General features: G+C 66.3%; 22 protein-coding genes, 1 tRNA gene and 1 pseudogene. 13 read left to right on the top strand and 11 right to left on the bottom strand.

The window, feature by feature from the left end; genetic code table 11:
* Positions 1 to 4 precede the first annotated feature (4 nt).
* Both FB458_RS09540 and FB458_RS09535 read left to right on the top strand, forming a co-directional pair.
* A complete protein-coding gene (locus FB458_RS09540) occupies positions 5 to 883 on the top strand; it encodes a DUF433 domain-containing protein (protein WP_211355994.1) in 879 nt (292 codons plus the stop codon).
* Positions 858 to 1,298: a PIN-like domain-containing protein gene (locus FB458_RS09535; RefSeq protein WP_211355993.1), complete on the top strand. Its 441-nt coding sequence runs from the start codon at positions 858 to 860 to the stop codon at positions 1,296 to 1,298. The genes FB458_RS09540 and FB458_RS09535 overlap by 26 nt, the downstream gene beginning before the upstream one ends.
* A gap of 110 nt (positions 1,299 to 1,408) precedes the next feature.
* Here FB458_RS09535 and FB458_RS22250 read toward each other — a convergent pair whose 3' ends face one another.
* On the bottom strand, positions 1,409 to 1,975 hold the full coding sequence (locus FB458_RS22250; RefSeq protein WP_141848287.1) for a DUF2958 domain-containing protein: 567 nt from the start codon (positions 1,973 to 1,975) through the stop codon (positions 1,409 to 1,411).
* Positions 1,976 to 2,158: 183 nt separating this feature from the next.
* Between FB458_RS22250 and FB458_RS09525 the strand changes: the two are divergent.
* Positions 2,159 to 3,330, top strand: a pseudogene (locus FB458_RS09525) (IS3 family transposase).
* Here FB458_RS09525 and FB458_RS09520 read toward each other — a convergent pair.
* The 3 genes from FB458_RS09520 to FB458_RS09510 form a co-directional block, all read right to left on the bottom strand.
* A complete protein-coding gene (locus FB458_RS09520) occupies positions 3,318 to 4,790 on the bottom strand; it encodes a type IV secretory system conjugative DNA transfer family protein (RefSeq protein ID WP_141848286.1) in 1,473 nt (490 codons plus the stop codon). The pseudogene FB458_RS09525 and the gene FB458_RS09520 sit on opposite strands and share 13 nt — an antisense overlap.
* Before the next feature lie 62 nt (positions 4,791 to 4,852).
* Complete coding sequence (locus tag FB458_RS09515) at positions 4,853 to 5,512, bottom strand: helix-turn-helix domain-containing protein (RefSeq protein WP_141848285.1); 660 nt, start codon at positions 5,510 to 5,512, stop codon at positions 4,853 to 4,855.
* Between the two features lie 383 nt (positions 5,513 to 5,895).
* The gene (locus tag FB458_RS09510; protein ID WP_141848284.1) at positions 5,896 to 6,315 is read right to left on the bottom strand and encodes a hypothetical protein; all 420 of its coding nucleotides are present in this window, start codon (positions 6,313 to 6,315) and stop codon (positions 5,896 to 5,898) included.
* Between the two features lie 1,087 nt (positions 6,316 to 7,402).
* Here FB458_RS09510 and FB458_RS09505 point away from each other — a divergent pair.
* Complete coding sequence (locus tag FB458_RS09505) at positions 7,403 to 8,533, top strand: hypothetical protein (protein ID WP_141848283.1); 1,131 nt, start codon at positions 7,403 to 7,405, stop codon at positions 8,531 to 8,533.
* Between the two features lie 78 nt (positions 8,534 to 8,611).
* Here FB458_RS09505 and FB458_RS09500 read toward each other — a convergent pair whose 3' ends face one another.
* The 3 genes from FB458_RS09500 to FB458_RS09490 all read right to left on the bottom strand — a co-directional run bounded on the left by FB458_RS09500 (position 8,612) and on the right by FB458_RS09490 (position 10,576).
* A complete protein-coding gene (locus FB458_RS09500; protein WP_141848282.1) occupies positions 8,612 to 8,926 on the bottom strand; it encodes a hypothetical protein in 315 nt (104 codons plus the stop codon).
* Positions 8,927 to 9,006: 80 nt separating this feature from the next.
* Positions 9,007 to 9,354, bottom strand: coding sequence for a hypothetical protein (locus FB458_RS09495; protein WP_141848281.1), 348 nt, complete (start codon positions 9,352 to 9,354; stop codon positions 9,007 to 9,009).
* Between the two features lie 70 nt (positions 9,355 to 9,424).
* Positions 9,425 to 10,576 carry a tyrosine-type recombinase/integrase gene (locus tag FB458_RS09490; protein WP_141848280.1) on the bottom strand — a complete coding sequence of 384 codons (1,152 nt, stop codon included), beginning with the start codon at positions 10,574 to 10,576 and terminating at the stop codon, positions 9,425 to 9,427.
* A 490-nt stretch (positions 10,577 to 11,066) separates the two neighbouring features.
* Between FB458_RS09490 and FB458_RS09485 the strand changes: the two genes are divergently transcribed.
* Positions 11,067 to 12,890 carry an AAA family ATPase gene (locus tag FB458_RS09485; RefSeq protein WP_170185622.1) on the top strand — a complete coding sequence of 608 codons (1,824 nt, stop codon included), beginning with the start codon at positions 11,067 to 11,069 and terminating at the stop codon, positions 12,888 to 12,890.
* A 140-nt stretch (positions 12,891 to 13,030) separates the two neighbouring features.
* Positions 13,031 to 13,103 (top strand) — tRNA-Lys (locus FB458_RS09480).
* 40 nt (positions 13,104 to 13,143) lie between these two features.
* On the opposite strand, the gene FB458_RS09475 is transcribed toward FB458_RS09480, so the two are convergent.
* Both FB458_RS09475 and FB458_RS09470 read right to left on the bottom strand, forming a co-directional pair.
* The gene (locus tag FB458_RS09475; RefSeq protein WP_141848278.1) at positions 13,144 to 14,166 is read right to left on the bottom strand and encodes a 1-aminocyclopropane-1-carboxylate deaminase; all 1,023 of its coding nucleotides are present in this window, start codon (positions 14,164 to 14,166) and stop codon (positions 13,144 to 13,146) included.
* Between the two features lie 32 nt (positions 14,167 to 14,198).
* Complete coding sequence (locus FB458_RS09470; protein WP_141848277.1) at positions 14,199 to 14,858, bottom strand: GntR family transcriptional regulator; 660 nt, start codon at positions 14,856 to 14,858, stop codon at positions 14,199 to 14,201.
* A gap of 104 nt (positions 14,859 to 14,962) precedes the next feature.
* On the opposite strand from FB458_RS09470, the gene FB458_RS09465 reads away from it, so the two are divergent.
* From FB458_RS09465 to FB458_RS09455, 3 genes are all read left to right on the top strand, one after another.
* On the top strand, positions 14,963 to 15,385 hold the full coding sequence (locus FB458_RS09465) for a hypothetical protein (RefSeq protein WP_141848276.1): 423 nt from the start codon (positions 14,963 to 14,965) through the stop codon (positions 15,383 to 15,385).
* Positions 15,382 to 15,918, top strand: coding sequence for an endonuclease V (locus FB458_RS09460; RefSeq protein WP_141848275.1), 537 nt, complete (start codon positions 15,382 to 15,384; stop codon positions 15,916 to 15,918). The genes FB458_RS09465 and FB458_RS09460 overlap by 4 nt, the downstream gene beginning before the upstream one ends.
* Before the next feature lie 97 nt (positions 15,919 to 16,015).
* Positions 16,016 to 16,519: a hypothetical protein gene (locus tag FB458_RS09455; RefSeq protein WP_141848274.1), complete on the top strand. Its 504-nt coding sequence runs from the start codon at positions 16,016 to 16,018 to the stop codon at positions 16,517 to 16,519.
* Positions 16,520 to 16,532: 13 nt separating this feature from the next.
* On the opposite strand, the gene FB458_RS09450 is transcribed toward FB458_RS09455, so the two are convergent.
* On the bottom strand, positions 16,533 to 17,111 hold the full coding sequence (locus FB458_RS09450) for an AAA family ATPase (protein ID WP_141848273.1): 579 nt from the start codon (positions 17,109 to 17,111) through the stop codon (positions 16,533 to 16,535).
* 498 nt (positions 17,112 to 17,609) lie between these two features.
* Here FB458_RS09450 and FB458_RS09440 point away from each other — a divergent pair, with 498 nt between their 5' ends.
* Positions 17,610 to 17,801: a hypothetical protein gene (locus FB458_RS09440; RefSeq protein WP_141848272.1), complete on the top strand. Its 192-nt coding sequence runs from the start codon at positions 17,610 to 17,612 to the stop codon at positions 17,799 to 17,801.
* Here the strand turns inward: FB458_RS09440 and FB458_RS09435 are convergent.
* A complete protein-coding gene (locus tag FB458_RS09435; protein ID WP_141848271.1) occupies positions 17,791 to 18,636 on the bottom strand; it encodes a PrsW family intramembrane metalloprotease in 846 nt (281 codons plus the stop codon). The genes FB458_RS09440 and FB458_RS09435 overlap by 11 nt on opposite strands.
* 283 nt (positions 18,637 to 18,919) lie before the next feature.
* On the opposite strand from FB458_RS09435, the gene FB458_RS09430 reads away from it, so the two are divergent.
* From FB458_RS09430 to FB458_RS21290, 3 genes are all read left to right on the top strand, one after another.
* A complete protein-coding gene (locus FB458_RS09430) occupies positions 18,920 to 19,501 on the top strand; it encodes a TMEM165/GDT1 family protein (RefSeq protein ID WP_246061139.1) in 582 nt (193 codons plus the stop codon).
* Between the two features lie 33 nt (positions 19,502 to 19,534).
* Complete coding sequence (locus FB458_RS09425; protein WP_141848270.1) at positions 19,535 to 20,125, top strand: peroxidase-related enzyme; 591 nt, start codon at positions 19,535 to 19,537, stop codon at positions 20,123 to 20,125.
* A 78-nt stretch (positions 20,126 to 20,203) separates the two neighbouring features.
* On the top strand, positions 20,204 to 20,881 hold the full coding sequence (locus FB458_RS21290) for a hypothetical protein (RefSeq protein ID WP_170185621.1): 678 nt from the start codon (positions 20,204 to 20,206) through the stop codon (positions 20,879 to 20,881).
* Positions 20,882 to 20,891: the final 10 nt, after the last annotated feature.

Raw genomic sequence — 20,891 nt, 5'->3', positions numbered from 1 at the left:
AATCATGGCATCACCGCTCTCGCTCAGCAGCGGTGAAATCAGCTACGGGCATGGGGTTCAGGCAGTCACCGCGGATCAGGACGACCTCACGCTGCAGGCACGGCACCTTGCCCGCCACTTTGGTGACAGACTGGCAACATCAAGCATGAGGAGGGTGTTCGTGAGACCAGCTAAGCGTGACGAGCGGTTCACCGTTCCCCTCTACACTCTGGCCGAGGCGTCTACATACCTTCGCGTTCCTCAGACGACCCTGCGCACCTGGGCCGATGGCTACGAGCAGCGCCGCCACGATCGCACCGAGGAACGCACCGTCAGCGGCCTGCCGATCATCACCTCGATCAAGGCCAGCCAGCGCGGGCATGCTCGCCTGCCGTTCATTGGCATCGCTGAGGCTTACGTCCTCAACGCCTTTCGCCGTTCCGGCGTCCCGATGCAGCGCATCCGCCCGTCGCTTGATTGGCTCGTGCAGCACGTTGGCCCTCATGCCCTAGCGTCGAAGGACCTCTACACCGACGGCGCCGAGGTGCTCTGGCAGTTCGCTCAGCAGACAGGCGAAGACAGCCCTGACGGCTCCGTCGCACGACACCTCATCGTGCCGCGGTCAGGCCAGTACGTGTTCAAGGACGTCGTTAAGCACTATCTCAAGCAGATCAGCTTTAGCGACGACAACTACGCCAACCTGATCCGCCTGCCCCAGTTCGAACACGCCAACGTGGTCCTCGACCCCCAGCGCGGACGCGGCCAACCCGTCTTCGGCAACAGCGGGGTGCGTGTGTCCGACGCCCTCGGCCCGCTCCACGCCGGCGAGAGCTTTGACGCCGTCTCTGAGGACTACGGCGTGCCTGTAGGCGAGCTTCGTGACGCACTCGAGCTCAGCGCCTGAGCCCAACGCCCGACTGGTTGGCCTTCCGCACGTCTTCATTGATCGAAGCCTCGGTGCAGTCCAGTTGCCCCGGGCGCTGCGGGCGGCAGGCATCGAGCTCACGACAATGCGCGAGCACTACGGCGAGTCCCTCGCTCAAGCCACGGCCGACCCTGACTGGATTGCGCTAACTGCCGAGCGAGGCTGGATCGGCTTCCACAAAGACGCCGCCATCCGCCGCAACGATCTCGAACGAGCAGCCGTGCGCTCTACCGGCGCCCGGCTCTTTTGTGTCCCCCGGGCCGACATCACCGCCGACGAGCTTGCAGCCCGTTACCTCAACAACATTGCAGCCATCGTGCGTGCTGCCCAACAGCCGGGACCGTACATCTACGGCGTCTACACCGACGAGATCCGCTCGCTGCCACTCGGCTGACGACTATGCGCCTTCGCCGACGTCACGTCGGCGCTGCAACTGGTGAGCGCGCCAGCGCTCGCGACGGCGCCGCCCAGCCGCCGCCTATCGTGACGGCTGAGCGCTGTGCACTACACCGCACGTCCGGGAAGGTGCGCCTGCATAGCAGTGCAGGGGGTCCAATGGCGGTCACGCTCGACAACCCAGCCGTTGTTCAGGGACTCGAGTTCCACGAGCGACACGTAGCCCCACTCCGCAACGCCGGGGTCGCCAAGACATGCATAGCCCCACCCAACGCCGCTAGCCGAGTCGTACTCAGCCAACCACCAGTCGCAAGCCCCCACGAAGTAGTGGAGCCACAGCCACTTGTCGCCGAGCGGCACCGACTCGGTCCCGTAGAGCGAGGGGATCAACTTGATTATCGACGGCGCAGGATAGAAGCGATGTCCGCGCCACTCGGCGTTGCGCTCCACCCGATCTTCCGCAACGACGCAACGACAGCACCCGGCGTGCACCTCACGGTCACACGAACAAGAGGGATCAGAATCAATGTCTCGAGGACACTGGGGCTCGTGCTCCCAGTGTCGATCGTCCCATTCGTCTGCGCTAAAGGCCTTTGAACAGGCATCACACAGTCGGTCGCAATCGAATTGTCCGGACGGGGTTTGGTCAATATTCAATGGGTTCTCCTCAGTCATAGCGCCCTCCGCCGTGAACGGATCTGGGGCTTCTCTGCGAAGCGGCCTCCGCTTCTTTTGCGGAGGCGCAAAAATCCCTTAGGCGCTGGGTTCAGCGGGTCAAGCAGTGGAGGCGGGACTGCTGACGGTTTGGTTGACATCTGATCTGTGGCGACATCGGTCGCCGCTGGAAGGATGTCGAGCATGCCTGCTGCACACCCCAAGGAGTTCCGCGACGACGTCGTCGCGGTCGCTCGCCGCGGTGACGCCCCGATCGCCGAAGTCGCCAAGGACTTCGGGATCAGCGAATCCTGCCTACGCAATTGGCTGAAGACCGCGGACGTCGAGGACGGTGTCCGTCCGGGCATGACCCGGCAGGATTCTGACGAGCTGCGCGAGCTCAAACGTCGAAACCGGTTGCTCGAACAGGAGAACGAGGTTCTGCGCCGAGCGGCGGCCTACCTCTCCCAAGCGAACCTGAGGCTGGGTCACCACCCAAAATGAGGTACCCGCTGGTCCTTGATCTCGCTGCTGACGGGATCCCCGTAGCGGTGACCTGCCGGGTTCTGAAGTTCTCGCGTCAAGCCTTCTATGCCTGGTGCCGGGCACCGGTCAGCGATCACGATCTCGTCGACGCCTACGCCACGAACGCCGCGTTCGACGTCCACGCCGACGACCCCGGCTTTGGGTACCGCTTCATCGCGGATGAGCTCGACGACGCCGGGCACGCCGTCTCGGAGCGGCGGGTGTGGCGGCTGTGCTCGCAGGCCGGAATCGTCTCCCTCCACGCCCGCAAACGGGGAAAGTCCCGCCGGCCAGGGCCACCGGTGCACGACGACCTCGTCGAACGTGACTTCACCGCCGAGCACCCCAACCGGTTGTGGCTGACCGACATCACCGAGCACTCCACCCGTGAGGGCAAGCTCTACCTGTGCGCGGTCAAGGACGCCTGGTCGCGCCGGATCGTCGGCTATGCCATCGACGACCGGATGACCTCCCACCTCGCCGTCGACGCCCTGACCATGGCCGTCACCCGCCGCGGCGGGGACCAGGCCGTGGCCGGCTGCGTGGTCCACAGCGACCGAGGGTCCCAATTCCGGTCGCGGCGATTCGTCCACGAACTCGAGCGTCGTCACCTGCTCGGGTCGATGGGACGCGTCGCCTCCAGCGCCGACAACGCCGCGATGGAGAGCTTCTTCGCGCTCCTACAGAAGAACGTCCTCGACAGCCGCCGCTGGACCACCCGCCATGAGCTACGCCTGGCGATCGTCACCTGGATCGAGAGGACCTACCACCGCCGACGTCGACAACGCCCCCTCGGCAAGCTCACGCCCATCGAGTTTGAGACCATCTACGCAGCCGCTCACGCGGCCTGAACCACCACACCCCGAGTGTCAACCGGATCGTCAGCAGTCCCGAACGGCTCCGGATTGTCCGAGCTGTGCAGAATGGTCCCGCCCGCCATGGCGCCCCGTAGGCGCTTGCGCTGATCCTCGTTGTCGCCCGAGCCCTCGAACGACTGATTAGACACGTCCACTGAGCCACCAACGTCTCGCACCCGCTCGGCGAGATCGATGATCTGGTCGCTCAGGTGCGTCAGCGCCGAGGCCTCGTCAATGATCATCTTGACGTCATCGCCCCGTCGGTCCTTCCGACTCGGGTCGCTGCAGTAGTGCGTGAAGTCAGCCAGCAGGAGCCGCACAACAGCTGTGGCATCTGCCTTCGAGGCGAAGGGCAGCGACAGGAAGATCAAGTCGGCGTCGCCGTAGGAGGCGGTGCCGTCGAAGCCACCGGCCACCGCCTCGAAGAGCGCCGCAAAGCGCATCTTCACTCCCGGTAGGACCTGACGGTCACGGACCAGGTCGGCCACCAGGCTCTGCTGAGAGGTGCCTTGGTAGGCACGAGTGAGAAACGCTGCGTCGAAGCGCCGCATGAGCTCAGTCGATGAGGTGACCGTTCCCCCGGCCGCCTGCGAAGCGTGAACACCCATGGCGACTCGCACGGCCGTCTGCAGTGTCGACTCGTAGTAGGGCTCGGTTGTGTCCTGCGTGGCGATGAGGCGATTCGCCACCTCGGCCGGCGTGCCAATCCACCCGTTGAGGGGCTCAGACGGGAAGTGATGGACTCGCACGCCCGGCCCTCGGGCGGCGATGCATGCAGCGCTGAGGCGCATAGCCAGGTCAGGGTCGGTGCCTTTGCAATCGACGTAGACGATGCGACGACCCATCTTCGCCAGCAGAAACACAAGCCTCTCGGCCGTCACGGTCTTGCCCGAGCCGGGTTTGCCGCTGAGCTGAAAGCTTCGGTTGGCATAGGCCTCAGGCAGGACAGCGTGCTTGCCTTGGCGCATCTCGTCGAGGTCTCCGTCGACGACGACGCCGAGCACTGGGGTGTCGGAAGTGTCTTGGCGGCGAGCCGCTACCAGGGCGCGCAGGACATGACCCTGCTTGCGGTTTTCGGCAATCGCCAGCCGACGAACTTCAAGGGGATGCCACTCCGTCCCCGCAACCTCGCGCTCAAGCACGCCGATGATGAGGCACCCGCACAAGCTGCCCACTGGAACGCCCAATGGCAGCTGCGCAATCAGGACCGTGTTGATCGCACTAGCGCTCAGGCTTGGGTGCAGGAACCACTGGCCGAGTGGCTCGAAGTGGAACGCTAAAGGGTTCACTCCTCGACTCAAAAAGCCAGCAACCAAGCCCACCATGAAGAGAACGGGTGCCGCCATGGCTTCCCACCAGTTCAGCGTCCGCTGTCGAGCGACCACCGCAACACCGATGCAAAGCGAAATGACGGCGGGTAGGCCGAACGCAACGGCAACGAAGGTGAGTCCCACTCGGGCGTACTCACTCGAGCGAGCATTCATCCCGAGAGAACCAGGGACGCCAGTGGGCCCGTTCACGACGAGCGCCCGAATGGACGAAGGGCGCGAAGGTCAAACTTGGGCAGCGTCGCCACCTGCACCAGCGCAGCTGCGCTCGCCGAGCGAGCCGCCCACTCGACACTCGCTCGCACACTCGCTGCGATCGATGGCGGACTGAAGTACAACACCACTGAGACGTCGGCACGCAGGTGCGCAAAGACCTCGTCCACATAGCGGGTTCTCGGCGTCTTGAGGTGAAGTTCCACCTCAAGAGCCGTCGTCCGCCCCGATGACTCGTCCCGCAACTCTGCGTCAGAGATGTGCCAGTTGCCCGAGGCACGAGCTCGCTCCCGGTAGAGCAAACGCTCACTCACCCAAGCGCCCGACGCCGCCACCCGGCTGGCCGACGACTCGTACCAAAGGCGGGCGGTGTTGACAGCGTCGCAGTGCTGCACTCGAGTCATCGGAACCTGCCAAGGCACCCAGGTCTCGCCGATGACTTCGGCTCCCTTGCGAGTGAGCGTCACCCAGACCTGGCCCAGCACTAGCCGGCGTGAGACAAGGCCGAGATCCTCCAGGCGGTCGACACGTCGCCGGACAGCGGTGTCAGAGGCCACTCTTGCCTCGACGACGAAGTTGAGTGCCCGCAGATGGGAGTACCGAGCGCCGTACATCTCACCGATGAAGCCGAGCACGAGACGATCGCGCTCGGTGACGACGTGGCCAGCAGACCGCCGACGCTGCCTCGTCGTTACCGCTCGATCACCACCTAGGGAGCCACTCGACGTCATCGACGTCGAGTTTTCGTTAGATAGAAGGGATGGCTGAGCGTCAGCGAATCCATCACCGTTGTTGTGGTTCTTGGGGGTAGGGGGAAGGGTCGACATGGTCTGGTCCTTATCTCTTGGGTCTTCATCTCCACCCCACCCGCGCCCGGGGAAGAACACCTCTCGCACCTATGTCTGGGGTGAGACGTGTTCTTCCGAACCGTCCAAGACGGCCGGGCGCGGGAGGGGTGGATTGAGCACGCCCGGCGCCTCGGCGGGGGTGCGGGTTGGGGGTGCGGGTTGGCGCCGCCCTAGGTGAGGCTCCGGTCGAGCACCAAGCCGCGGCGGCTGAACTCGCGCTGGTCGAGTCGCGTCACCTCGTAGCCCCGGCGTTTGGCTTCGAGAGCGATGTAGGACAGCACCGTGCACTCGCCTCTTCGGATGCGGATGCACTGAACGCTCGCACCGCACCACGACTCGACCGCGTCGAGAAAGCCGGCCACCTGGCTACGCGTCAAGCCTTTCGGCGCAGTCACGACTGCGCGGTCGAGCTCCAGGTAGCCGCGGATCGGCCACCACGGACTGGCACCGCTGGGGAGCTCCGACGCCGGCTTCCCCAAGCCGACAGCGGACCCCCACGTACACGCTGTCCGTCGCTCGATGAACGTCTGAGGAGCCTCCAGGTCGCGGCCGCTGTCGGCGTCGCGGAGCGGGAAGGCGTCGTAGTGCATCTCGGAAGGCGGAGGGTTGACGGAGCTCGGCTGCACCGCCTCCTGCGGCCCTGTCCAGTACCACTCGTGTACGGGTTCGCCCATGGGCGGTGGAGGCTGCGATCGGAAGGAACCGCTGCCCCGCCCCTGCAACAACCGCCTTCCTGCCCATGCGAGACCACCGATCCAAATGAGGCCCCCTAAGACCACACCCCACCCGTAGACCTCCGCCGCGAGTGCGAGGGCGACGCCGACAGGAAACCCCAGAGCGAGCGACTTACGAATCACGGGACTCACCCCCTCGACTGGGTAACGCACCCGACCGCCTCGCCGGGGGCGTCTCGATCTGTGTAGGCACGGAGGAGCCGTGTGTCTCAGCTCCTCGCGCAATCAGGGCCCCATACGGACCAACCGAGGGCGGCTTCGACGTGCGTGCGGGCACCTGTATGGGGTCGCTCGATTGGGTTGACGTCTCTGGGGGTTGTATCGAGCCCGGCGTCCCCATCATTGGAACGGCGCGATCGTTCCAATGCCTGCGGAGGTAGGCGATCCCGCGTACCAGTCCAGCGCCAAGGACGAGCATGCAACCTACGTTGGTGGCTGACGCGATGACGTTCGGCAGGGCGCAGGTGAGAACTTGGACCAGCTGGTTGATCTCGTCGGCTGCCACGCTAGCTACCTCAACCACGGGGTCGCCTCGCGCGCTCGTTCCGGGAGTCGCTCCCGGTGGACGCAGTGGCCTCAGCCAAAGCTGCCACCAAACTTCCGATCGCCCTGAGCGACGGACCCACCACCTCCGCGACGAGGAAGGTGAGTAGTTGCACCAGCACCGGTACGAGCATGACGATCAGCGAGATCGCCGCAGCGAGTAACGCCAACACAACGCGCTCAACGATCTGAACGAGACCAAGCACCATCGGTGCCTCCCTTCGGACAAGTGCGCCGCCAAGGACCGAAGTCCGGTCGCCCTCAGCTCGCCTCATCAGCAGAGCAGTCTCGACGCAGCCGCTCACGGCCATACGGAGTTACACAGTTCAACGACCTGGTCCGTTGTCATCCTGCTTAAAACTTTCGTACCCCAGGCAAAGCCGACGAATCTTCCACCCGGATGGCAACCAAATCCAAAGGACCGTGGGCCAAGTCCACGATCCTTGTGCTCGACCGCGGCATGGGTCAGCCTGAGGAGGTGCCGCGACCCCGGACCCCGAGCGCGCGCCCTCGCCGCCGAGTACAGACGCAGGCCTTCCTCCTGGGCGACGCCGCAACAATTCTGAGCCTTGTCTTGTGGGACCTGGCGGCAGCCCACCTCGACATGCAGCGCTCCGCAAACAGTCGACTTAAGAGACCCTCCAGGGAACAGCGCGCAGAATTTCATGCCTTCAATCTCAACGCAATAAGTGCGGTTGCGAAATCCCTAGCCACAATTTCCGTCTATGAATTAGATCTACTGAACGTTGAAGGCGTGCCACTGGCCGCAATCGCCGAAAGCGCTCGCAATGCTGGGTTGACTACGTGGAACTCGAAGGGAAGTATCTCTCACGCCCTTAAGCATCTGAATTCAGCACCGCACACAGAACTGCGCCAAATTCAAGGCAGAAACGGTCGCTACGCAACTCACGAATATGTGCGCATACAGCAACGTCGAGCGATCAATCGTCAGATGGGCTACGACGACTACATTTGGGAACCCCTACGCATCTGGACGGTCGACGACGATAATGGCAGTCCAATCTCACCCTACGAACCCTCAAGCGAATCCCGTGTCGCAGGCGACATTGACAGCCTAAGCTTGTTGGCGTTTCACACTCTCTTAAAATTTTCCCGATCTCATCTCACACTCTCCTCGAAATCGGAAAACGCGAATCGAGCGACGTACCTGGAATGGCTCATGGAAGACTGCATTGAGCATGCTTCGGTTATCAGGGAACTGTCCGATCTCGTGCATTCACTGATACGAACCGAATGCAGCGTGGCCCTTGCCAATAAAACTTCCAGCGCTGCCATTGTTCGCGCCTTGAAGCCTTTGTCGCGGACCCCTCTTTACCGAAGCAGTCAAGCGCTCGCCTACGCGCGTGACTCAACCCGCACAGACACCTCTGAAGTAACCAAAAGTCTTCTGACGTACTCATTCGAACAGTCTGTGCATGACCTCTATCAGAAGCGCCAAAGGTTCATATTGACCACGCCGGAGTACGCTTGGAGTCGCTCGACGATTGCACACCTACTTCGCTGGACCTGAACTTTGCCCAGAAGCTATTCGCCCCACCGCCCGGATGAAGGGGTCAGGTCTCCAAGAAAGGGCCCGAGGGCTCCTCGTTCAATTTCGGCTCCTTGCCATGAGTGCGCCTGTCTTTGAAGGCGTCGATTCGGAAAGCGACTGTTGAGGAAACTGACCAACGGCCATCCCAATTTCCGCCATTGTGCGATCCTCACTCGCGACAACGCAAAACGAATCTCGAACGTCCCTGGCCGCATCCGCCAACCGATAGGCGGCAGCGGCGGCGCCAAGAGCATCACCCGTTCGGAGACTTCTTTGCACTTGGCGTACCAAGGACTGAACCGCCGGCAATTCTTCCGCAACCACTGTTTTGGACAGCTCCAGCAGGTTGGCCCGATCGTTTTTGTTGTTCATTTTCTTGAGAATAACGAATTATCATCCGACAAATTAATCAGCGTTGCGTTGTAGACGCTGCCCACGGAAAGCTTTTCCGGCTACAGGTCGAGCAATGGGTGAGGCTCGAGGCTCGCCGTCGGGTCTGCACTATCAAGTCGTCGCTCAACGTAGCCATTGGCCCGAGCACTCAAGGTGCTCTTGCCATGACCTACGGACGCCCCAATCTCCTTTAAGGAGATCACATCATTGACAACAAAGACGGTGCCGTCTCGGACGTCTTTCGTCACCTCCGCCAACCTCTCTGCAGCGGCTAGGGCTCCCGTAACGTCTTTATTTCGGAGATGCCTCTCCATCTGGGAGGCAAGGGTCTCTGCTTCCGCTAAGTCCGCCTTCAGCGCCTGCTTTGCTTTTGCGATTGCCTGCGCTTGCTCAGTTTTCGTCCTCACAGAATTAGAGTATCCAGTGCTGGGGTGGCTTGAAAATCGACCGTCCTGGTCAACGGACTAGCAACCGCACCTAGCCCAGCATTTTCGCCGCCAGAGCGTTTGCGGCCTCGTGTGCAACCAGTGGGTTGACGTGCTGATAGAGATTCATAGTTGTCTCGACCTTGGAATGGCCGAGCATTGCTGAAACCAACTTGACGTCCATTCCGTGCTCGAGACAGCGTGATGCGTACGTGTGACGCAGTTCATGAGGCGTGAGTACGGGCAGACCAGCCCCTTTAGCCAGATGCGCTAGTCGGTCGTCAAACGCACTGGGATGGTGCGGCCGGCCCTGGTAGGTCGTGAACACGTAATCGTCTCCAAGCCACTCAGAGCCAGCCCCAAGGCGCTGCTCCGCCTGCAGCGACCGCCACTCCCGAACAGCTCCTTCGACTTGGTCATTGATGGGCACTATTCGTTCAGCCCTGTCTGTCTTCGGGATGCCCTCCACGATTCGGCCTTCAGCCGTGATGGTGCGCTGCCAGTTGATGAGCACTTCACTCCGGTCGAGCAGGACCTTGGGCCAATACAAGCCGCAGATTTCGCCTCTTCGCACTCCCGTGGTTACCCACAACAACCACATAGCCCGATCTCGATGAGTGCTTACATGCCGTGTAAAAGTCAGGAGTTGCTCGAACGTCCACGTCCGCTTGACCCGGCCCCGAAGACCAGGAGGGGGGGACACGCTGTCTGTCACGCAGCGATCAATCTTTCGCTCTCGAACAGCAGCGCGCAGTGCTGCGCGGAGCCGGCCATGGGTCGTGGTCAACGTGTCGTTCGTGTATCGAGTCGCCATCTTGCGGTACATGGCCCGCAAAGACTCCTCATCCAAGTCGGCCAGAGATAGCTCGCCGATGTAAGGAGACATGCGGTCGAACGCATAGCGATAATTCGCCGCAGTTGTTGCGCGTCGAGTCTCTCGGATCACCATGAGCCGACTGGCGAACCACTCGTCAACCGAGATCTGAGAGCCTTTGCGCAGATCGTGCTCGCCGCCGATGTAGCGAGCCCTGGCGGCGTAGGCCGCCAGCATCGTGGCGAACCCAACTCTCTTTACTTGCTGTCCCGCACCGCCCGGGACGTTTGCCCGAAATCCCCAGTTTCCTTCGCGGTGCTTGAAGACGCCGGTCGCCATGTCCTCTGCATCGGCATTCGACCAACCCTCTGAACCATTGATTTTGCCCATATCGCCCCTGTGCTGTCACGAACGGTCATGAAACCGTGGTGTTTGCCCAGCTCGCGGGCACGATGTCTTTCATGGCATGGAAGAGGCCCAGGGTTCGAGTCCCTGTAGCTCCACTGCCCCTGAGCTGGGGTTTTGTCTATCGGTCCCAAACCATACTTGACAATGAGGCGGTCACGGTGCTGTCACAGATCCTGTCACAGATCCTGTCACAGATCCTGTCACAGATCCTGTCACGACCTGCGGCCATCACATCCTGCTGGGAAATGGTTGACTGCGGCGGCCGGCCCCGACACGCATATGACAGGCCCGCATCCGGAGGTTGCAATGTTTCTCTCAATTCTTTCGCCACTCATGGTGAACGTAGGTGGCCCGAGTGAAGGCATCTCGATGGCGAGCGTGGCACCTGGATAGTTCTGCCACTCGGCTTCAGAATGCCTGAGCCCAAGACCCCCAGATGTCGACGTCCTGCTGTATAAGAGACACCGTGCGCATGATCAGACTGGAGACCCGCAACATTGGTGGCCTGAAGGACGGAGCAACCGACCTCCCTGACGGCTCAGTCGCAGCCCTTGCGGGCGCGAACGGCACCGGGAAGAGCAAATTTCTCGCATGCCTGCTCGCTCCCTGGACAAACATCATGCCCAACGCGTCAGAAGAGGGTTTGAGCACCATCGAATTGACTCTTCGCTTTGAAGAAGCGGAGCGTGCTGCACTGAACGAGCTTTCACGCACCGTCGGCTGGGGCGAGTATGACGTTCCAACGCAGGCTTTGATCAGGCTCACGCGGGATCCACTCGCCGGCGTCCGTCGATTCGCTGAACCCGCCTATACGGTCATCCAGGAATTTGCGACTCAAGATGCCCTCCTGGCGAGCGTGCCCAGCCTTGACGTCGTCTACCTTCCGGCCGAGCGCCGACTACTGCCTTCAAACGTGGCCGGGGTCGACCTAAACCAGCTCAGCGACCGAGTTTCGAGGCAGGCCACCTATAACGCAAGACGAACCGTCGAGCAGTACGGCCGCCTTGATGATGCCGAGTTCGAGCAGTTTGCTAAGGCGTTGAGTGTCGCCGCCCAGCTGGGTTCCGATCCAGATGAAGACGAGGACGCCGAATCGCTCGGCGGTTCTGTGTCGTGGGAGCAGTTGGAACAGACTGCGAACAATCTGATTGGCCCAAAGCGACTGTTGCCATTGACGCGTCACCATGCTGAATCCTTAAGAATTCGGACACCTGACGGCAATTTCCATGGCGTCCAGGACCTAAGTAGCGGCGAGCGTCAAGCCCTGATCATCATCAGTCGCATCCTACGAGCAGGGTCGAAGCGTTCAGTGGTTCTCATTGATGAGCCGGATGCATACCTACACCCCCATCTGAGTCGGCGCCTCGCTGTGGCGCTTCAGGAGTCCGTAGGCGCGGCAGGGCAGCTCATAGTGGCTACGCACAGCCCATCAGTCTTAGATGCGCTATCGCCTTCAAGCATTCTCCGACTGTCCCACGACGAGGCTCCACGGCCTATCAGCGACGAGGAGGAGCGCCTAGACGTCTACCGCTCGGCTGGATTCCGCGCTAGCGCTCTGACGCAGTCTGATTTGTTGCTAGTCGTGGAAGGACAGACCGATGTTGGCCTCCTTCCTCTCCTGCTTCCCGAGCTGAGCCGAGCGACTCTTAGGCCCGCAGGGGGTCGTTCGTCGGTCTTCAAGGACGTTAAGGCTCTTTCACCATTAGAGCTTCCCTGTGCAGGCGTCGTAGATAGAGACGTACTGGCGCCTACCGTTCCCACGGACGTTGAGCCGCTTATCGTTATTTGGCCATCAGCAGACCTTGAGGGGGTCCTGCTCTCTTCTGACGAGTGCCTACAAGTGATGCTCGATAGAGGGTTGATTAAAACCGAGTATCGCTCGCTCGCAGCCTTGAAGGCGGTGTTACAGGAGTTGCTGGAGGATTACGAAGAAAACACTGTGGCGGAATTGGCGCAACGACAACTGCGGGACAGTAACAACGACAAATGGCCGACGCCTCGGGGCCAACAACCCGTGGAGCGCTTAAGAGCTGCGATTGGCAACTTGAGTGCACCTACATCGCAGGATCTGGATGCCGCTCTCGCGGCGGCCAGGTCAGCGTGGACCCAGGCCGCGCCCGACCTCTTCACGATCGTGCGCGGGAAGTACATCCTTGGGTCATTTGCCGACCGGGTGTCTGAGGTGCGGTCTGGGCCAGCACTCCTTGAAGCGGTCGCTCTGGCTCAGCCCAGTCCTGATGGCCTCGAGGGACTGAAGACTCTGGTGGGTGCGCTACTCGAACCACCTGCGGCATAGAGTCCGCGACAGGTCCGCAACTCGGTGCAAGCTCATACGAAAGCGTGCGCGTTGGTGAGCATGCACACCCACCTGAGTGGGTGGCATCGTCGCAGGTCAGAGCCCTTCTCAAGGCTCTGCCCTACACTTCTGGACTGTCAGGGCCTCTAGCTCAACTGGCAGAGCTGCGGACTTTTAATCCGTAGGTTGTGGGTTCGAGCCCCACGGGGCCCACCGCGTCCCGGACGACGTCGTTGCCGGCGATCCTCGAGGGTCAGCTGCGGAACAACGCGCTGTACGCGTTGACCGCCGGCTGCCCGCCCAGGTGCGCGTAGAGCACCGTCGAGTCCTTCCCGATGTCGCCGCGCGTGACGAGGTCGACGAGCCCGGCCATCGACTTCCCCTCGTAGACGGGGTCGATGATCATCCCCTCGAGCCGGCCGCTGAGCCGCACCGCGTCGAGCGTCGACTCGACGGGGATGCCGTAGTAGTCGCCGGCCCACCCCTCGAGGACGGTGATCTCGTCGTCCCGCAGCGGCCGTTGGACGCCGATGAGCTCCGCCGTACGGCGCGCGATCTTCTCCACCTGCGCCCGGGTCTCGTCGATCTTGGCCGAGGCGTCGATGCCGATGACGCGGCGCGGGCGGCCGCCCGCGTCCTCGAGCGCGGCGAACCCCGCGATCATCCCGGCGTGCGTCGAACCGGTGACGCTGCAGACGACGATCGTGTCGAAGAAGACGCCGAGCTCGCGCTCCTGCTCGGTGACCTCGTACGCCCAGTTCGCGAAGCCGAGCCCGCCGAGGCGGTGGTCGGAGGCGCCGGCCGGGATGGCGTACGGCGTCCCGCCCTCGTCCCGCACGGACTGCAGCGCCCGCTCCCAGCTGTCCTTGAAGCCGATGCCGAAGCCGGCGTCGACGAGCCGGACGTCGGCGCCCATGATCCGCGACAGGAGGATGTTGCCGACGCGGTCGTTGACGGCGTCGGGCCAGTCGACCCAGCTCTCCTGCACGAGCACGGCCTGGAGACCCAGCCGCGCGGCGACGGCGGCGACCTGGCGGGTGTGGTTGGACTGGACGCCACCGATCGACACCAGGTGCGTCGCGCCCTGCGCGACCGCGTCGGGGACGAGGTACTCGAGCTTGCGGGTCTTGTTGCCGCCGAAGGCGAGTCCCGAGTTGCAGTCCTCGCGCTTGGCCCACACCTGCGCCCCACCGAGGTGCTGGGTGAGCCGCTCGAGCGGGTGGACCGGGCTCGGACCGAACGTCAGCTGGTGTCGCGGGAAGTCGGTGATGGACAAGAGTCCTCCTGGGAAGGGGTAGGCGGGGCTGGTCAGTCGTCGGTGGCGAGCAGCAGCTGCAGGGTGAGCCAGTTCGCGCGCGCCTCGCGGCCGGCACCGTCCGCGTCGCCGGCGCGGCACAGCTCGACGATGGCGGCGTGGACGGCGACCGAGCCGCGACCGGTGAGCGAGGTGAAGCGCAGCCGCTCGGCGCGCCGTACGAGCGGGGTCACCTGGTCCAGCACCGTGCGCACCATCGCGTTCCCACAGGCCCGTACGGCGACCCCGTGGAAGTCGTCGTCCGCGTTCACCGCGGCGTCGACGTCCTTGCGACGCAGGGCTTTGGCGAAGCGTCCGTTGGCCTTCGTCATCGCCTCGAGATCGGCCTCGGCGAGCTGAGGGACCGCCTCACGGACCGCGAGCTCGTGCATCGCCGCCGCGACCGACTGCGCCGCGCGCGTCTCGCGGACGTCGAGCGGGCTGACGGTCGTCGACCGACCGGGCCTGGTCTGCACGAGACCGGCCTGCTCGAGTCGGGCGAGCGCCTCGCGGATCGGGGTGCGGCTCACTCCGAGCCACGCGATGAGCTCGGCGTCGACGAGCCGCTCTCCCGGCGCGAGCGTCCCGTCGACGATCGCGTCACGGAGGGCGCGGAACGCGTCGTCGCGCAGGAGCGACCGGGACGCGACGTGGTGACCCTCGGGAACCGGCATGCAATATATTGCACGCTGCAGGCGGCGCACTGTCAAGGGGAAGGGACGCGACCGTCGTCCACAGGGCACAGCGAACGACACCCCGACGGTGCGACGATCGACCCATGGGGGACGTGCGCTTCACCTGCCGTCGCTGCGGCGGCACGCTCACCCGACCCGTGCGTCGGCTCGAGGCCGTCCCGGAGCGCCACCACGATGGCGGTTTCGAGTTCGACCCGACGATGGCACAAGGCACCTGGGCCACGGAGCCTCGACGGGTCGTGCCGACGGACGACGGCCGCAGCGTCACGATCGACAGCTTCCTGGTGCTCAACCGGGAGGACCTGACGGACCTCACGGATCACCCGGACCCGCGCCGGCACGTAGGGTGCTGCGGTCGGGACGGCGGCCACGGCCCGAACATCGTCTGCCCCCGCTGCGGCGCCGAGATCGGCGTCATCCGCGACGACTGCTGGACCCCGCAGGAGGTCCGACTCGACCCGTCGGCCGTCCGGATCGTCGACCTCCCGCCCGGACCGTACGCATGACCGATCCAGCCCCGCGGCCGCCGACGACCGGGCCCGTCGGAGCGGTCGACGTGCACTACCGGCCGGACGGCTCGGCGACCGCCGCTCTCGTGGTCGGCCGCGACCGGTCCTTCGCGCAGGTCGTGTCGGAGCACGTCGCGCGGGTCGCCGACGTGGCGCCGTACGTGCCGGGGAGGCTGGCCGACCGCGAGCTGCCCTGTCTGCGTGCGGTGCTCGCGCTGGGTCCGCGGCTGTCGCTGCTCGTGGTCGACGGCTACGCGACGCTCGCGCCGTCGGGCCGCCCCGGACTCGGCGCCCACGCCGCGGCGGCCTTCGGGATCCCGGTCGTCGGTGTGGCCAAGACGGCGTTCGCGGGCGCCACCCATGCCGTGGAGGTGCGACGGAGGCGGGCGACCCGCCCGCTCTACGTGACGTCGGCCGGAGGCCTCCCGATCGACGAGGCCGCCACGATGGTGGCGGAGATGGCCGGCTCCCACCGCATCCCGGACCCCCTGAGCCGCGTCGACCGGCTGGCGAGGACCCGTCACCAGTGAGCCGACCACGCCATCGGCCCGCCGCCCGGGCCCGGCGGACGGGTGTGGGGCACCGACAGGCGTCACCTCCCGTGTGGTTCCTGACAGTCTGTCGCGCGTGGATGATCTCGGCCTCCTGAGCAGCGGTCTGCTCGTCGTGGCGACCGACGTCGAGCGGACCACCGGGATCCGCTTGGTGCTCACGCCCTGGGACGACCCCGCCGAGGGCGTGGCCGCCCTCCTGCACACCGACACCGAGCGCCCCACCCACGCGGTGTGGGAGACGATCGGCCTGCTGGGTCCGGGCGCCGGCCTCGCGCTGCACCCGCCGCGAGCGCACCCCACCGGCCTGGCGTCGCCGTACGGCGACCTGTCGGCGCTCGACACCGCCCACGACGTCGCGGACGTCGCGCAGCAGGTGACGCAGATGGTGTTGTGGGAGAACGGCTCCGACCCGACGTGGCCGCCGTGCCCGGACCACGGAGGCGTCCACCCGCTGCGGCCCCGGCTCGACACTCCGGGGTGGGACGGGCAGGAGCGCCCCGACCGGCCCGTCGCCTCCGTGCGCTGGACGTGTCCGTCCGGGGGCGGCTCCGTCCCGGTGGGTGCGCTCGCCCCCTGACCCGGGGTGGGCGTCAGGCCCGGGCCCGCTCGTCGGCCTCGCGCAGGACGAGGGCGGCGGTCTCCTGCGCGGTGAGGTGCGACGAGTCCAGCCACCACCCGCGCCCACCGAAGCCCTCGACCATCGTCGCCCGCAGCGCGTCGTGCCCGTCGAACGCGAACTGCTCCAGCGGTGCCCGTTGCCGGTCCCGCGCGACGCAGACGTCCGCGCCCGGGTCGAGGACGACGACGCGGAGGCGCTCGCCCAGGGCAGCGCGGTAGACCTCGAGCTGGTCGCCGTCCGGGACGATCCAGTCGATGACCGGGGTGAACCCGGCCGCGAGGAGGTTGCGCGCCAGGGAGCAGAGGTTGTCGTTGCAGAGCCGCACCTGCCGGGCGGCCTCGTCGGCCGGCTCGCCCAGCGGCCACACGTACCCGCCGACGACGAGGCGGGCGACGGCGTCGCCGTTGACGAGCGCGGAGCGGGACAGCGCACCGGCGACGGCACGGGCGACGGTCGACTTGCCGGCGCCGGGCGACCCGGTGACGAGCAGCGCCACCGCACCGTGGTCCAGCGGGCTCGTCGTCGGGGTGCGTGCTCGCTCGGTCCCCACGATCGCGAACCTAGAGCCCCGGCGACCGGGCCGCGAGCGCTGTCCGACGGACCCTGCCGCCTCGTGGGCGGGATCGGTGGTGCCCTGACCCCATCGATCCCGCCCACCACAGCCCGTGGGGCCCGCGCGGCCGACGCGCTCCCCCTGCGGTGGCGTAGGACCGGGCCCGAAGCTGCTCCTCACCTCGGTCGACGTCACGACCCCGGCAGCCGACGACCTGCCCGGCGGGCCCCGACGACCGCGCCCTCGGCGTCGTCGACGTCGGCGGCGTCGTCGACGTCGCGATCTCCCCCACCTGGACGAGGGACCGGAGAACAGCCTCGCCGAGGCGCCGCGGTGGGCCGGCGAGATCGGGGTCCCGGTCCTACGCCATCGACGACAGGACCGCGCTGCACGTCGAGGACGGGCGGGTCAGACGTCGTCTCGGACGGTCACTCAACCTCGTCCGGCGTCCCCGGGTGAGAGGCGCACCGGCGCGGGTCTCCGTACGATGTCCGCATGACCTCGATCGTGCCCGTGCCCCCGTCCGATCCGACGTCGACGGGGCTCGCCACCGCGGCCGCCGAGCCCGCCACCGACGAGGTCGACCTCGACGGCCCCGACCGCGCGCTCGGCTTCGACAAGAAGACGCTGGGGTTCGTCGTCTTCATGGTCGCGCTGAGCATCATCGGCTTCGCCTTCATGCCCTGACCCCGTACGACGCCCCGGGCGGCCATCCCGTCATGGGCTCCGCCCCACGCGCCGCGACGTGCGGGCGGTGCACGACGAGCAGGAGCCAGCCGACGCTGACGACCGCGACGGCGACCCGCACCGCGGTCGACGGCAGACCGTCCCAGGCCGCGTGCAGGAGGACGACGGCGACGAAGGTCCACGCGAAGCGGCGGGTCGCCCGCGAGCGCCGTCCCGGCTCGCGCGCCCCCAGCGCGGCGGCCAGGGCCGCAGCGGCCACCCCCGTCCACGCGACGTGCCCGGCGGGGGCGAGCAGGGCCCGCAGCTGCAGCGTCCGCTCGGCGGCGAGCACGTCGCCCCGGCTGGCCAGCAGCGCGGTGAAGCCGTAGCCCATCGTCTCCAGCGTCGCGAAGCCGGCGCCGCTCGCGACCCCGAGGACGACCCCGGCGAAGGGGTACCAGCGCCCGACCAGCAGCAGCACGACGAGCGGGACGACGAGCTTGGTCGCCTCCTCGATGACCCCGACGGCGAGCATCGAGCCGACGCCCAGGCGGGTGAGGACGTCGTACTCCAGCACCCCCGCGCTGAGGGTGCCGACGACGCCGCCGAAGAACGCCGAGACCGCGACCCACGTCGACGGCGCCAGCGCCGTCCGGCTGCTCGTCGCGGCGTAGGCGAGCACGGTCATCGGGACGACCGCGGCGCCGAGCAGCAGCAGCGACGGGAAGAGGTTGGGGTTGCGGGTCGCGAGCATGACCTGCTGCTCCGCGACGTAGGTCGCGATGCCGAGGACCAGGACGAGCACCCACGAGGCGCGGGACCACCAGGAGCGGACGGGGGCGGGGGAGGTCGACATGAGGCGATCATCCCCACCGCACCCGTGGGTCGGCCCCGGTCGGGCTGAGTTGGGCCTGGGCGCCGCCTGCCGGTACCCTGGGAGCAGCGAGAGGGAGTAGTCCCCGACCACCGTGTCGACACACTGGCCTCGCGGCCCGGTGCGGTGGGCCAGCCGGCGAGAGCCGGAGGGCGGACGAGACTCTCGGCCAGTAGACGACCCCGTGCCGTCCTGGTCGAGGAGTCGTCCCCGGACCACCTGGGCGCCGCGCCTCGGCTGGGCGGCGGACCAAGGAGCCACCCCCGTGATCGACGCCCTGCTCGTCAGCACCGCCGTCATCTTCCTCGCCGAGCTCGGCGACAAGAGCCAGCTGATGGCGATGACCTTCGCCACCCGCTACCGCACACGCGACGTCCTCCTCGGCATCACCGCCGCGACAGCGGTCGTCCACCTCGCCTCGGTCGGCATCGGCCGCCTCATCGGCACGAGCTTCGCGTCGTACCAGTGGATCATCTCGATCGTCGCCGGCGTGGCCTTCCTCGCCTTCGCGGCGTGGACCCTGCGCGGCGACGAGCTGAGCGACGACGAGGCCGACAAGGCGCGCCGCAGCAAGGGCGCCGCCATCGTCGCCGTCGGCGTCGCCTTCTTCCTCGCCGAGCTGGGCGATAAGACGATGCTCGCCACGATCACGCTCGCCGCCAAGGAGGAGTGGGTCGGCACGTGGATCGGCAGCACGGTCGGGATGGTCGCCGCCGACGCCCTCGCCATCGTCGTCGGACGCGCTCTCGGGAAGAAGCTTCCTGAGAAGGTCATCAAGATCGTGGCCACCTTGGCCTTCGTGGCCTTCGGCATCCTGCTCATCGTCGAGGGCCTCACCTCGCGCTGAGCGGCGACCGGTGGGCCGTGACACGCTGCGAGCATGACGACCCCGCCGCGCTACCCGTACGCCGACCTGGCCGACGTGCCGCAGGACGTCCGCGAGGCCATCCTCGCGGTCCAGGAGAAGTCCGGCTTCGTGCCGAACGTCTTCCTCCTGCTGGCGCGTCGACCGGCCGAGTTCCGCGCCTTCTTCGCCTACCACGACGCGCTCATGCTGCGCACCGAGGAGGACGGGTCGCACCTGAGCAAGGGCGACCGCGAGATGGTCGTCACGAGCATCTCGGCGGCCAACCGCTGCACCTACTGCGTCGTCGCGCACGGGGCGCTGCTGCGGATCTACGAGAAGAAACCGCTCGTCGCCGACCAGGTCGCCACCAACCACCGCACGGCGGACATCACCCCGCGCCAGCGGGCGATGCTTGACTTCGCCCACAAGGTCAACGCAGCGAGCGCCGAGGTGGAGCAGGCGGATCTCGACGCGCTCGCCGAGCACGGCCTCGACGCGGAGGACGCCTGGGACATCGCGGGCATCACCGCCTTCTTCGGGCTGTCCAACCGGATCGCCAGCACGACCGGGCTGATGCCCAACGAGGAGTTCTACCTCATGGGCCGCGTCCCCCGGCAGCGCTGAACCTCCCCCGACCCGGCTCCTCGCTGGCCTATCCTGACCGGCGACCACCGGCCGCCAGGGGCCGGCTCAGGAGGTGACATGGACGTCGACGCACTGGGCGGACCGGAGCGCGAGCCGGGGCGGCACACGGCCCCGGAGGGCCGCGAGGGGCCCCGTACGGTCGCCGTGCTCGCGGTCGCGGCGCTGCTCGGCCTGCTGGCCGTCGGCGGCGTGTTCTGGCTGGTCACCTCCGGTCTCGGGGGGTCGACCACCGGCGGGGGCGCGGCGGCCGCCGCGCCGGCGGTGTCGACGAGCGGGTCGTCGACGACCACCACGCCGGACGAGGGCCCGACGACGATCACGAGCACCCTGACCTCGACCAGCCGGACGACGACGCCCTCCCCCACGCTCGACCTGCCGCCGCCGGAGCTGCCGACCTACACCCTCGCGCCGACCGCGACCGTCCCCGCGGGGACGACGGCGCCGGCCCCGAACCGCAGCACCCCGGCCCCGAAGCCGCCCCCGACGACCGCCCCGGCGCAGCCGCGGGTGACCAACGCGCAGCTGTCGTGCAAGCGGACCCGCAACGCCGTCAAGGGGACCCTCAGCTTCACGACGACCGCCCCGGTGCAGGCCTACCTCGTGGGTGGCGGCAAGGTCGCGTCGGGTGTCCGCGGGCCGGGCTCGGTGACCATGACGGTCAACGGCGGCGACGGCGCGGGCTACTGCCTGGCCACCGTCGGCGGTCAGACGCTGGGCCCGGTCCCGGCCCGCTGACCCCGGACGG

The organism is Lapillicoccus jejuensis (assembly GCF_006715055.1).
GTDB lineage: Bacteria > Actinomycetota > Actinomycetes > Actinomycetales > Dermatophilaceae > Lapillicoccus > Lapillicoccus jejuensis.
This window is presented reverse-complemented; position numbering and strand designations above follow the sequence as displayed.

Coding starts and splice junctions, on each gene's coding strand:
- FB458_RS09470 (WP_141848277.1), bottom strand. CDS start 14,858: ATGCCGGTTCCCGAGGGTCACCACGTCGCGTCCCGGTCGCTCCTGCGC.
- FB458_RS09500 (WP_141848282.1), bottom strand. CDS start 8,926: ATGAACAACAAAAACGATCGGGCCAACCTGCTGGAGCTGTCCAAAACA.
- FB458_RS09540 (WP_211355994.1), top strand. CDS start 5: ATGGCATCACCGCTCTCGCTCAGCAGCGGTGAAATCAGCTACGGGCAT.
- FB458_RS21290 (WP_170185621.1), top strand. CDS start 20,204: ATGGACGTCGACGCACTGGGCGGACCGGAGCGCGAGCCGGGGCGGCAC.
- FB458_RS09435 (WP_141848271.1), bottom strand. CDS start 18,636: ATGTCGACCTCCCCCGCCCCCGTCCGCTCCTGGTGGTCCCGCGCCTCG.
- FB458_RS09505 (WP_141848283.1), top strand. CDS start 7,403: ATGGCAACCAAATCCAAAGGACCGTGGGCCAAGTCCACGATCCTTGTG.
- FB458_RS09490 (WP_141848280.1), bottom strand. CDS start 10,576: ATGGGCAAAATCAATGGTTCAGAGGGTTGGTCGAATGCCGATGCAGAG.
- FB458_RS09425 (WP_141848270.1), top strand. CDS start 19,535: ATGACGACCCCGCCGCGCTACCCGTACGCCGACCTGGCCGACGTGCCG.
- FB458_RS22250 (WP_141848287.1), bottom strand. CDS start 1,975: ATGACTGAGGAGAACCCATTGAATATTGACCAAACCCCGTCCGGACAA.
- FB458_RS09440 (WP_141848272.1), top strand. CDS start 17,610: ATGACCTCGATCGTGCCCGTGCCCCCGTCCGATCCGACGTCGACGGGG.
- FB458_RS09465 (WP_141848276.1), top strand. CDS start 14,963: ATGGGGGACGTGCGCTTCACCTGCCGTCGCTGCGGCGGCACGCTCACC.
- FB458_RS09510 (WP_141848284.1), bottom strand. CDS start 6,315: ATGCACTACGACGCCTTCCCGCTCCGCGACGCCGACAGCGGCCGCGAC.
- FB458_RS09460 (WP_141848275.1), top strand. CDS start 15,382: ATGACCGATCCAGCCCCGCGGCCGCCGACGACCGGGCCCGTCGGAGCG.
- FB458_RS09485 (WP_170185622.1), top strand. CDS start 11,067: ATGATCAGACTGGAGACCCGCAACATTGGTGGCCTGAAGGACGGAGCA.